The sequence below is a fragment of the Citromicrobium bathyomarinum genome (genome assembly GCF_038594485.1).
Lineage (GTDB): Bacteria > Pseudomonadota > Alphaproteobacteria > Sphingomonadales > Sphingomonadaceae > Alteriqipengyuania > Alteriqipengyuania bathyomarina_A.
In genome coordinates, this window is the sequence record NZ_JBCFZG010000008.1 from 261,317 (window position 1) to 273,565 (window position 12,249).

The following is a 12,249-nucleotide window of genomic DNA, read 5'->3' on the forward strand; positions in this document are numbered from 1 at the left end:
CCTAGGGGGAATTTGATTCATGTACGCGATTATCGGCATCGTTGTTCTACTGGTTCTGGTCTTCGGCGGCTTCGTCATCAGCGGCGGCGCGATGGGCCCGGTGCTGCATGCCCTGCCCTACGAGATGATGATCATCGGCGGTGCCGCGCTTGGCGCGACGATCGCGGGCAACTCGCTCGATCACCTCAAGGCGATCGGCGGCGCGTTCATGAAGATCTTCAAAGGTCCCAAGCACACCAAGCAGGACCATATCGACGCGATCGCGCTGACCACGCAGCTGATGAAAGTGCTCAAGACAGACGGCCCGGTCGCGCTCGAAAGCCATGTCAACGAGCCTGAAAACTCGTCGATCTTCAGCGCCTATCCCAACCTCATGAAGAACCACGCGCTGATCAGCCTGATCAGCGACACGCTGACGCTGCTGGTGGTATCGTCGGGCACGCTCGAAACCCACGCGGTGGAAGAGGTGATGGACAATGCGATGAAGACGCATTTCCACGAACTGCACGAACCGCAGCATGCGCTCCAGACGCTCGCCGATGCCTTGCCCGCGCTGGGCATCGTCGCCGCCGTGCTGGGCGTGGTGAAGACCATGGGTTCGATCAACAAGCCGCCCGAAATTCTGGGCGAGATGATCGGCTCTGCACTGGTCGGCACCTTCCTCGGCGTGCTGCTTGCCTATGGCATGGTCGGCCCGCTCGCGACGCGGCTCAAGCAGGTGATCGAACAGGACGAACAGATTTTCCACGCGGTGAAACAGGTCATCATCGCCTCGCTCTACGGCCACCCGCAGCCGCTGGTGGTGGAAAGCGCGCGCTCCAGCCTCGGCCATTCGGTACGCCCCGGCCTGACCGAACTGCTCGACGCGCTGCGGGGTCGCTGACGTGGCATCGAAGACCGGAGACAACCTGCCACCGATCATCGTGAAGAAAGTCACGGTGGTCGAGGCCGGCCACCATGGCGGGGCCTGGAAGGTCGCCTATGCGGACTTCGTGACCGCAATGATGGCGTTCTTCCTGCTGCTGTGGCTGCTCGGTGCGACGACCGAGGACCAGCGCAAGGGCCTGGCCGACTACTTCACGCCGACGCTGGTCAAGATCAAGGACAGCGGCGCGGGCGCGCATGGCTTGCTGGCCGGCGACTCGCTGACGTCGGTCGACGACTATCCCAATCGCCAGGGGCAGACCGGCAACAAGGAAATCACCGTTCCCAAGGATGCGATCGGCGGCCCCAAGGAAGCCGAGCGCATGATCCAGCGGATTTCTTCGCGCACGAAAGACAAGCTGGAGAAGGACCCGCGCCTTTCCAAGCTGATGAGCCAGATCAAGATGGTCGACACCACCGAAGGCGTGCGGATCGATCTGGTCGACGATGCCGACTTCTCGATGTTCAACCTCGGCACCACCGTGCTCACCCGCGATGCGACCGAACTGCTCACCGCGATCGCGATGGCCATCGAACCCGAAAAGCGGAAAATCATCGTGCGCGGGCACACCGACAGCCTGCCGTGGAAGCACCCCGGGCGGATCAACAACTGGTCGCTTTCCGCCGGTCGCGCAGAAGCCACGCGGCAGACGCTGATGGTTCACGGCATCCCCGATTCGAGCTTCCGCCGGATCGAGGGCGTCGCCGATACCGAGCTGCTGGTGAAGGACGACCCGTCCGACCCGCGCAACCGCCGCATCTCCATCGTTCTCGCCCACTGATCGGGCGATGCTGGCAGGAACCGGAAAGCCGGTTTCGTCCGCCTTCCGACGATCGCCGGAAGAACACAATTAACGCGCTTGCGCCCGTCGCACGCATTTCTGCGGGTGATGGGCGCAGCCGCGTTCTCGCGGTCTGAACAACCCGTTACCAGGCTTGGTTAATTTTCCGGGCGACCACGCCTCGAAGGATGAAGCGCGGCGCTTTGCCTTCTCAGTTGCATCGATTAGGTGTGACACCCGGTCTTGATGCGGGGGCGAGCGATAATGTGGCGCAATATACCCGCGATCCTGATAGCTAGCTTGGCGCCCCTTCAGAGTGCACCGCTAAAAGCACAGCTCGAGCAAGTGCAGGCCGAAGAATTGCCCAGGGCCGAGCCCACGGTCCAACCGTACGAATGGTTTTATCGTCCAGACATCACCGCGCGCGTCGACCGACAAGGGCAGGTCGGTTTCCGCCTAATCGTGGATCGCGATGGCCTGGTTGAAAGTTGCGAAGTTACCCGCCCGAGCATTCATCCTGCCCTCAATGAACGTACCTGTGCGCTGGCAACACGCAATGCCCGTTTCACACACCTGCCGTCTGGGGGAAGGCAACCGGATTACCGCGTGTTCGAGGATGTGGTCAATTGGGCCGCGCCCGTGGAACTCGTCTCGGGTCAGGTCATCACCTGGGAAGACATGCCCGGTTTGATGCCCCGCTCCATTCCTTATGGATCGCAAGGGGCAGCGATCTTCTATTATCTGACGATCGACCCCGAAGGAAAGGCGACCGGATGTTCGATCGCGTTTGAAAGCCGGTATGAAGCCTCCGCATGTGCGGCGATCATGCGGATCGCAAAGGAGAGCCAGTTTAGCACCGGGTTCTACGGCTTCGACGAAGAGCCTGTCATGCGCAGCTATTCCAGCGTCATCATCTGGCCGCTCGAGGTTTTGCCTGCAGAGCGACCTCCGGAACGTGGGTCCCCTTCGCCATAAGCAAATGGCCCGCCGCTCGAAAGCGACGGGCCATGCGCCCTCGTTAGTGTTGTTGAACCGGTACTTAGCGCAGCAGCGAAAGAACGTTCTGCTGGCTCTGGTTGGCCTGGGCCAGCATGGCGCCCGAAGCCTGGCTGAGGATCTGCGCCTTCGCCAGCGCAGTCGTTTCGGTCGAATAGTCGGTGTCTTCGATCCGCGAACGCGCATCGGAGAGGTTGGTGATGTTGTTGTTGAGGTTGGTAACAGCCGATTCGAGCTGGTTCTGCGAAGCACCGAGGCCAGCACGCACGGTGGAAACCACCTTGATCGCGTCGTCGAACTTGGCGATGTCGCCCGCCGCCAGCGCGGTCACGTCCACCGCAGCTGCGGCAACCAGATCGGCATCGGTGGTGAGGTCGGTCGACAGGTCGATATCGACCGTGTCGGTTTCGTTCGCGCCAGCCTGGATCGTCACGGTACCGGCCGTACCGGCAGTCGCGTCGAACAGGTTCTGCCCGTTGAACTGCGTGTTCGACGTGATGTTGCCGATCTGCGTGTTCAGCGCGTCCATTTCGGACTTCAGGTTGGCAAGATCGTCGGCCGAATAGGTGTTGTTCGAAGCCTGCACGACCAGCTCGCGCTGACGCTGCAGCATGTTGGTCACTTCGTTCAGCGCGCCTTCGGCGGTCTGCGCCATCGAAATGCCGTCGTTCGCATTGCGGATGCCCTGGGCCATGCCGCGGACCTGCGACGTCATCGAGGATGCAATCGCGAGGCCGGCCGCGTCGTCCTTGGCCGAGTTGATGCGCTTGCCGGTCGAAAGGCGTTCCATTGCGGTGCCCATGGCCTTGGTCGCCTGCGAGGTGGCATTCGCCGCCTTCATGGCGCTGATATTGGTGTTGATAACGCTCATCTTGGTAGTCTCCCTGACACAAAACTCACTGCCGTGGCTTGGATCGGTTCGCAGCAGCTGGGACACAGACCGGCGGGGAAACGGGAAAGTTAAGGGGCTCGATCAAAAAGTTTTGCCGCATGGGTATTTTTACCCGTGGGAATTCTACTACGACTAAAAGTAACCACATATTGCACGTCCCACCGGCAAAAAGCTGCCTCAACAAGTGACGCTATAGGGTGGAACGGGGTCGTCATGATCGGGGTTAACGAAACGGCGCGCTGCCAGCGCGAACACGGGGCAATCGCATCGAGGCTGACGGGGATTGCCACCTCGCTGTTCTTCGACCGACCGGTACAGCTGGTCGATGCAGGCGATCCGAAAAGCAGCCATCATGGCCGCACGATCGTTCTCGAACGCGCCGAGGCCAACGGGCTGGAACTTGCCGGCAAGGGCGGCACGATCCGGTATAATGATTCAACGAGCGAGGCGACGGTCGCCGCCCTGGTGGCACTTTTGTGCGCCAATGGCGGCCCGGTTGCGGCCGATCCGGTCTCGCTGGCGGTCATCTCGCTCGCCGACCGGCTGGCACAGACCGATATTCCCGTGCTGATCCACGGGCCGACCGGCACCGGCAAGGAAGTGCTGTCGCAGTTCATCCATCAGCGCAGCGCCCGTGCCGAGAAGCCGTTCGTCGCGGTCAACTGCGCCGCCATTCCCGAAACGATGCTGGAAGCGCTGCTGTTCGGCCATGAGAAAGGTGCCTTCACCAGCGCCAACGCGTCGGGCGAAGGCTTCTTCCGCGCCGCCGACGGGGGCACGCTGCTGCTCGACGAAATCGCCGAGATGCCGCTGCCGCTGCAGGCAAAGCTGCTGCGCGCGCTGCAGGAAGGCGAAGTCGTCCCGATCGGTGCGACCACCCCGGTCAAGGTCGACGTCCGCGTCATCGCGTGCGCCAACCGCGATCTTCCGGCGGAAGTCGCCGCGGGCCGTTTTCGCGAAGACCTGTTCTATCGCCTCAACGTGTTTCCGATGACGCTCAACCCGCTGGCCGAACGTCCGGGCGATATCGCCCCGCTCGCCTTCGCCATGATCCTGCGTCATCACACCAAGGGCCAGACGATCCCGTGGCTGTCCGACAGCGCGCTGGCTGTGCTGCGGGCCCACAAGTGGCCGGGCAATGTCCGCGAGCTGGAAAACGTCATCCGCCGCGCGCTGCTGCTTGCCTCGGGCAAGCCGGCGATCTGGACCGAACATATCGTGTTCGACACGCCGGTGCGCTCGGTCGCGTCGAGCGAGGCTCCGTTGCCGCAGGCAAATCCTCCGATCAATCCAAGCGTCTACGAAGTGAAGCCCAGCGGTGCGCGCAGGCTGTCCAAGATCGTGCGGGAATCGGAAGCCAACGCGATCATGGAAACGCTGGATGCGTGCAATGGTCGCCGTGCCGAAGCCGCCCGGCAGCTGGGCATCAGCGAGCGCACGCTGCGCTATCGCCTCGCCTCGTTCCGTGAGGCCGGCATCGCGGTCGGAGGTGCACGATGAACCCGGTATCCGGCGCCGGAGGAGGCGCAATCGAACAGGTGATGGCGCTGCGCAAGCAGATCATCGACCGGTCTTCGGTGCTGCAGGAACTGCACCAGGACAAGGCCGCGGCCACGAACGCGACGCAGCCCGCGCAGGAAAGCGGCGGTTTTGCCGATTCGCTCCGCAGCGCGCTCGACGGCGTCAACGCCGCGCAGCAACGCTCTGGCGACATCACCGCCGCCTACGAACGTGGTGAGGTTACGGATATCGCAAAGGTCATGCTCGCCCGTCAGGAAGCGGGCGTGGCCTTCGAAGCAACCCTGCAGGTGCGCAACAAGCTATTGAGCGCCTACCAGGAAATCATGCGGATGGGGGTCTGATAGATGGCCGGTCTCGTCCCTGCCGGTGCGCCGAACGGCGCCGGTTCCTCGCCCCCTCCCGGGCAGAACAGCGTCCTCGAACCGCTGATGAGCGGTGAAGGCAATATGGGCCAGCGCGCCCGCGCCTTTGCCGCGCAGCCGCTGGTGCGCAAGGCTCTGCCATGGTTCGTCGGTCTCGCCGGGGTCGGCGTGGCCGCGCTTTTGTGGAGCACGCTCGCCCCCGGGCCGCAGCGCGTGCTGTATTCCTCGCTCGACGACACCAGCCGCGCCGCGGTGGTCGCGACGCTCGACCAGGCGGGGATCGACTACCAGATCAACAACAACACCGGCGCGCTGAGCGTGAGCGAGAGCGATCTCTATCGCGCGCGCATGATGGTAGCCGCCGATGGTGCGATCGCCGCGCCCGAAACCGGCTCCGAAATGCTCGACAGCCTGCCGCTGGGCGCCAGCCGCACGCTGGAGGGCGATCGCCTGCGCGCCGCGCAAGAGCGCGAGCTGATGCTGACGATCAAGGAAATCGACGGCGTTGAAGCCGTGCGCGTCCACATTGCGCAGGCCGAACGCTCGGTCTTCGTGCGCGACGACGTCGCCCCCTCGGCATCGATCATGGTGCGCATGGCACCCGGTCGGCAGCTGGCCGACAACCAGGTCGCCGCGATCGTCAATCTCGTTTCCGGATCGGTCCCGGGCCTGACGGTCGACGCGGTGCGCGTGGTCGACCAGCACGGCAACCTGCTGACCAGCAAGCGCGAAGGCGCAGGCAGCGAACGGCTCGACCTGCAATCGCAGATGGAAGCCAAGCTGACCGCGCAGGTTGACCAGCTGCTGAGCCCGATGATCGGCGCCAATGCCTTTTCGAGCCAGGTCCAGGTCGAACTCGACATGAACGAGGTTACCTCGGCGCGTGAAAGCTACGACAAGGATGGGGTGGTTCGTCGCGAGACGACGCAGCAATCCTCGAGCTCGCAGGCACCCGCCAGCGGCATTCCCGGTGCGACGGCGAATACTCCGCCTGCCGATGCGCAAGCGGCCAACCGCGCGCCGCAGGATACACCGCCCGCCGATGCCAAGCCGACTATCGACGACAGCTCTGCGACGCGGACCTACGAACTGGGCCGCGAAGTCTCGGTCTCCAACCTCACGCCGGGCGCGATCAAGACCGTGTCGGTCGCCGTCGCGATCGACAAGAACGCGATGAAAGGCGCCAACGCCGCCGACATCAAGAAGATCGAGGAACTGGTGTCCGCCGCCGTCGGCGCACGCGCAGAACGCGGCGACAAGGTCACCGTGGTGATGCGCCCGTTCAGTGAAGTGACCATGGAAGAACCGCCGTTTTACGAAACGAGCTGGTTTGCGATGATCGTGCGCAATGCGGTCGCGCTGCTTGCGGTGCTGCTGGTCCTGCTGCTGGGCGTGCGGCCCGCGCTCAAGATGCTGAAGGGCAAGGGCGGCAAGGCGGACAAGAACGAACTGCCCGGCGTGGACGGCACGCAGGCGCTGCTTCCGGCGACCGCGTCGTTCGACCGTGAAGACCTCGACGCGCAGATCCAGCTCGCGCAGCGGATCGCACGCGAACAGCCCGACGACGCCGTGCAGGCGCTGCGCCGGATGCTCGCCGAACCCGTCCCGAGCGAGGCCGCACGATGAGCGACATGGCACCGCACACACCTGGCGGGATCGATCGCGCCGCGATCATGATCATGCTGATGAGCGAACAGGACGCAACCGGCATCCTGTCGCAGATGGAACCGGGAGAACTGCGCCAGCTCGCCTCGCGCATGTGCACGCTGGGCGAAATCGATCCCAAATCGATTTCCGATGCGATCACCGGATTCTCCCGCTCGATCGGCACGGGCGCGATTTCCGCCCACGGGCGGGTGGACAGCGTCAAGCGCATGCTCACCAGCGCGGTCGGCGACATGAAGGCGGACAGCCTGATCCGGCAGGTCGCGCCCGAGCAGAAGGCAGAGCCCTCTCCCACGCTGGCGGTACTGCGCTGGCTCGATCCGGGGGTGATCGCCGAAATGCTGGCCGAGGAACATCCACAGGCAATCGCGGTGCTGCTGCTGCAGCTCGATACCGATACCGCCGCCGCGACGCTCGCCGCGCTGCCGCGTGAGCTGCACACGCCAGTGCTGCACCGCGTGGCACGGCTTGGCCCGGTGTCACGCCAGGCGATCGAAATCCTCGAAGAAACGGTCGAGGGCATGATCCAGCAACGCCATGGCTCGGTCCCGCTGACGATGGGCGGGGTCAAGGAAGCGGCCGAGATCATCAACCGCGCGCATCGCAGCGTGGAAAAGGAAGTGATGCCGGAAATCGGCAAGATCGACAAAGTCCTGCACCAGCAGCTGGAGCACGAGATGTTCAAGTTCGAGCACCTTTTCGTGCTCGATACCAAGCAGATCGGCACCCTGCTGCGCGAGGTCGACAACGAAATCCTCATCAACTCGCTGCGCGGCCTGAACGAAGACGATCGCGAGATTTTCTACGGGGCAATGTCGACCCGCGCCGCCGATGGCCTGCGCGACGAGATCGAAAGCATGGGCCGGATCAAACGTGCCGACGTCGAATCGGCGCAGCGCGAGGTGATTGCGGTCGCCAAGCGCCTGATTGCCGAGGGCGACCTGATTATGGGCGATGCCGATGACGACTACGTGTAGGCTGCCGCTGTCGGAACTGCGCGAACGGCGCGGGTTTACGCCCCACGCCGCGTTCCGCGCAGGAACCGCCCCCCAACAGGGTGCGCCCGGTGCAGCGACGGGGCGCATCGACCCGGTGGCGGAAGCCCATGCCCGGGGCCGCGAAGAAGGCCGCAGCGCAGCGCTGGCAGAAGTCGCCGCGCAACGCGCCGAAGAGGATGCGGCGCGTGCCGCCATCACTCTCGCCTTCGCCCGGTTCGACGAAGACAGCGCGCAGCAGCTGCGCGAACGCCTGCGGGAAACCGTGGTGGCTCTGTGCGAGGATGCCGTGCTGCCTCTGGCGCTCGATATAGAAGGGCTCGGCCGCAGGGTCGAGGCGGCGGCCGCCTTGCTGCAACGCAAGACCGACGAGCGGATCATCCGCCTGCACCCGAGCGACCATGCACTGGTCCTCCCGCTGGTCGACCCCGCGCTGACGCTGGTGCCCGATCCGGCCATCGAACGCGGCAGCCTGCGGATCGATACCGACGACGGCGGCGTGGAAGACGGCCCGGCCCAATGGCGGCAGGCCATCGCCGAAGCCCTGGCCCAATGCTGAACCTGATCGACGAAACGCTTGCGGGCATCTCGGGCGGGTCGGTCGACCTTGCGGCGCGCCGCTTCGGCCGCGTGGTCGCCTGCGATGGCGGGCTGATCGAAGTCAGCGGCCTTGGCGTGCCCATCGGCAGCGTGTGCTCGATCGTCCATGGCGGCGGGCAGCAGCACCTCGCGGAGGCAATCGGCTTTCGCAACGGCCACACGATCATGATGATGCTGGGCGATACGGTGCTGCTGCGCCCCGGCGCCATCGTGCGCCCCGAAGGCCGCCCGGGAATGGTCCGCGTGGGGCAGGAATTTCTGGGCCGCGCGGTCGATGCCTCTGGCGAGCCCATCGACGGCGGCGCGCCCGTGCATGCAACGCGCGAATGGCCTGCGGGCGGTTGGCGGACCGGCGCGCTCGACCGGACGAGCGTTTCGCTGCCCTTCGACACCGGCATTCGATCGCTCAACGCGCTCACCACCATCGGGATCGGCCAGCGCGTCGGCATCATGGCGGGATCGGGCGTGGGCAAATCCGTGCTGATGGACATGATCGTGGGCGGCGCGGAAGCCGATGCGATCGTCGTCGGCCTGATCGGCGAGCGTGCGCGCGAGGTCTCCGACTTCGTGGCCCGCCACATGAACGGCCCGGCAGGTCCCCGCACCGCGATTGTCGCGGTTCCGGCGGATCATGCGGCGAACCTGCGCCTGCGCGGCGCAATGCTGGCGACCTCGATTGCCGAGGAGCTGCGCGCGCAGGGCAAGAAGGTGCTCCTGATCCTCGACAGCCTGACCCGCGTGGCGCACGCCGCGCGCGAGATCGGGATGCTGCTGGGCGAACCCGGCGCGGCGCGCGGATACCCGCCCTCCGCGCTTTCGACGATTACCAAACTGATCGAACGCGCGGGGAATTCGGGCGAGAGCGGCGGCGCAATTACAGGCATCTACACCGTGCTCGCCGATGGCGACGACCAGAACGATCCGGTAGTCGACACCGCGCGCTCCATCCTGGACGGGCATATCGTGCTGTCGCGCGACATCGCGCAGCGCGGGCGCTATCCGGCGGTCGACGTGGGCGCGTCGCTCAGCCGTGTGATGAACGATATCGTTCACCCCGCGCACGTCGTCGCGGCGCGCAAGTTCCGCGCGCTCAACGCGGTGTATGAGGAAAACCGCGATCTGGTGCTGATGGGGGCCTATCGCCCCGGGCAGGATGCCACGCTCGACAAGGCGATTGCGATGCACGAACCAATGTCGCGCTTTCTCGGCCAGGAACTGGGCGACCACGTCACCCTGTTCGAGGCTGTCGGGCAATTGCAGGAATTGATGGCCGATGACGCCTGAGCATCGCCGCATCAGGCGGACCCGCCTGATCGAGCGGGTGCGTACCGTCGAGCAGCGCCAGTCCGCGCTCGCCGCAGCCGAGGCGGAAGCGCAGCGCGCCCGGCTCGACGCGGTTTCGGCCAAGACCCGCGCGCTCGCCGCCCACTACGCCAGCGCCACCAACGCAACCGACGCGCAAAGCCTGCGGCGCGCGGGCACGATGAGCAGCCAGCTGCGCGACCTCAGCCATGTGGCGGAGCGACATGCGAAGGACGCACGCGATCAGTCCGACGCAACGATGGCGGCGCTTGCCCAGACCGAACGGCGTCGCCGCAAGGCCGAGGAAAACTATCAGGTCGCGGTCTCCAACCTGCGCGAGAAACTCGCCAAACGCTGAGGAATTGCGCCCCACACCCGACGATTGGCACGCATCTTGAATAGAGAGCACCAATCAATCGACGGGGTCCGCATGACAGCGCTAAGTTTCAATCTCACGCCCTCCAAATCCATCGATATCGCGGGCCTTCCCCTGGAGGGCCTGCCCCCGCTCGAAGCCGGTCGCACGCTGCCCGGCGCCTTTGCCGAATTGCTCGGCAAGGCGAGCAAGGCCGCGGGCAAGCCAGCGGTAGAGGGCGATAGCCCGGGCAAACCGAAGGCTGCCGAGGCGGAGGTTGCTGCGGAGGGGGACGGCGTTGAAGCAGGCATCGACGCCGGACTGCGACCGACTTCAAAGCTGGTCCCGCCGGTTCCTGCAGCGCCTTCGAACACGACGCTGCCAGATGGCGAGCCGCTTCCCCCCGGCGAGATCGAGGCGGAAACCGGCAAAGACTTGCCGCCCGTGCGGACCGAAATTGCCGCCGCACCGCCCGCGCCCTCCATCCCTGCACCGATTCATCAATCGGGCAAGGCGACCCCGCTTGCCAATCAGCGCGAGACCGGGTCCGAGCCGAAACCGCGAGCGAAGAGCGATGCCGCGCCCGCCACCCCCGCCCCCCCGGCAGCTCCGGCGGCTCCGGCCAAGACATCTCGCGAGACGTCAGTTCCCCCGATCGTCAAGGCCAAGCCGGTTGCGATAGAGGGCGAAGATGTGGCCCCCGAGGTCGCAGTGGGGGTGAAGGAGCGCGCAGGGGCAACGCCGAAAGAGGCACGCTCAGACGATCCCAGGATCGAGCGCACGCAGGAGGCGAAAGCCACACGCGGAATTGAGGGTGCGGTGCCTGTCGCCCAGCCCGCCCCGATCGACCTTGCCGTCGAAACCCTCGATACGCCTACGGCGGCTCCGGTGGACGTGCCGACGGTGATCGCGGCAGCCAATATCGCTGTCGTCCAGCAGGGCAATACAGCCCCCGATCCGGCCGCGGGACGCACCGCTTCCCCTGCGACATCGGCAAACACGCCGACCGCGTTTGCGAAGGTCGACGGCGCGGCCTCGCAGACCGCGCAGCAGTTCCTCGGCAGAGACGGCGCGCCGCGTGGAGACGGCAAGGCACAGACCGTTCAGCCCGCGCCCGACCAGTCCATCCGCCAGGCAAGCCAGCCGACTAGCGATGCGCCAGCTGCTCCCCCCGCGAAGGTCGCCGCGGAGCTTCCGCAGACCGGGCTCAGCCTCCAGCTGCGCGCAGCCGACAAGCCGGTCGCGGCAGACAGGCCCATGATCGCCATCGATGCCAGCCAGCCTGCGACGCAGTCCGCCAGCGGCACCTCGCCCGTCCAGGGCATTGCGGCACCGGTGGGCCATACGCCTTTCGCGACACCCACCTTGGGCAGCGCACCGCAGACGGGCCCCCTGCCCCACTTCCCCGACCTCGCCGGACTGGTCGACCGGATCGCTGCGGCACGCAGCAGCGCGGGCAGCGCATCGGCCACCATCGCAGTCGCGCACAAGGAACTGGGCAACCTTTCGCTGACCTTCGAAGCGACCGGCAACACGCTGGATGTCGAGGTGGCCGCGCAGGACAGCGATACCCAGCGGTCGCTGGCCGCCGCAATTGCCGCCGACCGTCCGCACCTGCGCACCGTCGACGCGCAGGCGCAGGCCCCCTCGCAGACCCTGCACAGCCAGCTTGCCAGCTCCGCCCACGGGGGCGGCACCGATGCGCGCCAGTCCGGCATGGCGGGCGATGCACAGTCCGATCGTCGCGGCGACACCGATGGCAGCGGGCGCGGCACCGGTCGCCAGGGCAACGAAGCCAGCGCGCAGGGCAGGCCCGATCCCAAATCCGATGGCGGAATTTACGCCTGATTAACCA

General features: G+C 65.7%; 12 protein-coding genes. 11 read left to right on the forward strand and 1 reads right to left on the reverse strand.

What is annotated here, in order from left to right:
* Positions 1-19 precede the first annotated feature (19 nt).
* From motA to AAG591_RS14120, 3 genes are all read left to right on the forward strand, one after another.
* Positions 20-883 (forward strand): flagellar motor stator protein MotA, encoded by an 864-nt coding sequence (motA, locus tag AAG591_RS14110; RefSeq protein ID WP_342532059.1) that lies wholly within the window; start codon positions 20-22, stop codon positions 881-883.
* A 1-nt stretch (position 884) separates the two neighbouring features.
* Complete coding sequence (locus AAG591_RS14115) at positions 885-1,706, forward strand: flagellar motor protein MotB (RefSeq protein ID WP_342532060.1); 822 nt, start codon at positions 885-887, stop codon at positions 1,704-1,706.
* A gap of 264 nt (positions 1,707-1,970) precedes the next feature.
* Positions 1,971-2,681 carry an energy transducer TonB gene (locus tag AAG591_RS14120; RefSeq protein WP_342532061.1) on the forward strand — a complete coding sequence of 237 codons (711 nt, stop codon included), beginning with the start codon at positions 1,971-1,973 and terminating at the stop codon, positions 2,679-2,681.
* A gap of 64 nt (positions 2,682-2,745) precedes the next feature.
* Here AAG591_RS14120 and AAG591_RS14125 read toward each other — a convergent pair whose 3' ends face one another.
* On the reverse strand, positions 2,746-3,573 hold the full coding sequence (locus AAG591_RS14125; RefSeq protein ID WP_342532062.1) for a flagellin N-terminal helical domain-containing protein: 828 nt from the start codon (positions 3,571-3,573) through the stop codon (positions 2,746-2,748).
* 234 nt (positions 3,574-3,807) lie between these two features.
* Here AAG591_RS14125 and AAG591_RS14130 point away from each other — a divergent pair, with 234 nt between their 5' ends.
* The 8 genes from AAG591_RS14130 to AAG591_RS14165 all read left to right on the forward strand — a co-directional run bounded on the left by AAG591_RS14130 (position 3,808) and on the right by AAG591_RS14165 (position 12,242).
* The gene (locus AAG591_RS14130) at positions 3,808-5,094 is read left to right on the forward strand and encodes a sigma-54 interaction domain-containing protein (RefSeq protein WP_342532064.1); all 1,287 of its coding nucleotides are present in this window, start codon (positions 3,808-3,810) and stop codon (positions 5,092-5,094) included.
* Positions 5,091-5,456, forward strand: a complete 366-nt coding sequence (gene fliE / locus AAG591_RS14135) for a flagellar hook-basal body complex protein FliE (protein ID WP_342532065.1) — start codon at positions 5,091-5,093, stop codon at positions 5,454-5,456. The genes AAG591_RS14130 and fliE overlap by 4 nt, the downstream gene beginning before the upstream one ends.
* 3 nt (positions 5,457-5,459) lie before the next feature.
* The gene (gene fliF / locus AAG591_RS14140; protein ID WP_342532066.1) at positions 5,460-7,103 is read left to right on the forward strand and encodes a flagellar basal-body MS-ring/collar protein FliF; all 1,644 of its coding nucleotides are present in this window, start codon (positions 5,460-5,462) and stop codon (positions 7,101-7,103) included.
* Positions 7,100-8,119 carry a flagellar motor switch protein FliG gene (locus AAG591_RS14145; protein ID WP_342532067.1) on the forward strand — a complete coding sequence of 340 codons (1,020 nt, stop codon included), beginning with the start codon at positions 7,100-7,102 and terminating at the stop codon, positions 8,117-8,119. Before fliF ends, AAG591_RS14145 begins: the two co-directional genes overlap by 4 nt.
* The gene (locus AAG591_RS14150) at positions 8,103-8,696 is read left to right on the forward strand and encodes a FliH/SctL family protein (RefSeq protein WP_342532068.1); all 594 of its coding nucleotides are present in this window, start codon (positions 8,103-8,105) and stop codon (positions 8,694-8,696) included. The genes AAG591_RS14145 and AAG591_RS14150 overlap by 17 nt, the downstream gene beginning before the upstream one ends.
* On the forward strand, positions 8,690-10,021 hold the full coding sequence (locus tag AAG591_RS14155; protein ID WP_342532069.1) for a FliI/YscN family ATPase: 1,332 nt from the start codon (positions 8,690-8,692) through the stop codon (positions 10,019-10,021). The genes AAG591_RS14150 and AAG591_RS14155 overlap by 7 nt, the downstream gene beginning before the upstream one ends.
* Positions 10,011-10,397: a hypothetical protein gene (locus AAG591_RS14160; RefSeq protein WP_342532070.1), complete on the forward strand. Its 387-nt coding sequence runs from the start codon at positions 10,011-10,013 to the stop codon at positions 10,395-10,397. The genes AAG591_RS14155 and AAG591_RS14160 overlap by 11 nt, the downstream gene beginning before the upstream one ends.
* 72 nt (positions 10,398-10,469) lie before the next feature.
* The gene (locus AAG591_RS14165) at positions 10,470-12,242 is read left to right on the forward strand and encodes a hypothetical protein (protein WP_342532072.1); all 1,773 of its coding nucleotides are present in this window, start codon (positions 10,470-10,472) and stop codon (positions 12,240-12,242) included.
* Positions 12,243-12,249 lie beyond the last annotated feature (7 nt).

Excerpts from the sequence above, each read along its gene's own strand:
- motA (WP_342532059.1), top strand. The coding sequence starts at position 20 with ATGTACGCGATTATCGGCATCGTTGTTCTACTGGTTCTGGTCTTCGGC.
- AAG591_RS14120 (WP_342532061.1), top strand. The coding sequence starts at position 1,971 with ATGTGGCGCAATATACCCGCGATCCTGATAGCTAGCTTGGCGCCCCTT.
- AAG591_RS14125 (WP_342532062.1), bottom strand. The coding sequence starts at position 3,573 with ATGAGCGTTATCAACACCAATATCAGCGCCATGAAGGCGGCGAATGCC.
- AAG591_RS14130 (WP_342532064.1), top strand. The coding sequence starts at position 3,808 with ATGATCGGGGTTAACGAAACGGCGCGCTGCCAGCGCGAACACGGGGCA.
- fliE (WP_342532065.1), top strand. The coding sequence starts at position 5,091 with ATGAACCCGGTATCCGGCGCCGGAGGAGGCGCAATCGAACAGGTGATG.
- fliF (WP_342532066.1), top strand. The coding sequence starts at position 5,460 with ATGGCCGGTCTCGTCCCTGCCGGTGCGCCGAACGGCGCCGGTTCCTCG.
- AAG591_RS14145 (WP_342532067.1), top strand. The coding sequence starts at position 7,100 with ATGAGCGACATGGCACCGCACACACCTGGCGGGATCGATCGCGCCGCG.
- AAG591_RS14150 (WP_342532068.1), top strand. The coding sequence starts at position 8,103 with ATGACGACTACGTGTAGGCTGCCGCTGTCGGAACTGCGCGAACGGCGC.
- AAG591_RS14155 (WP_342532069.1), top strand. The coding sequence starts at position 8,690 with ATGCTGAACCTGATCGACGAAACGCTTGCGGGCATCTCGGGCGGGTCG.
- AAG591_RS14160 (WP_342532070.1), top strand. The coding sequence starts at position 10,011 with ATGACGCCTGAGCATCGCCGCATCAGGCGGACCCGCCTGATCGAGCGG.
- AAG591_RS14165 (WP_342532072.1), top strand. The coding sequence starts at position 10,470 with ATGACAGCGCTAAGTTTCAATCTCACGCCCTCCAAATCCATCGATATC.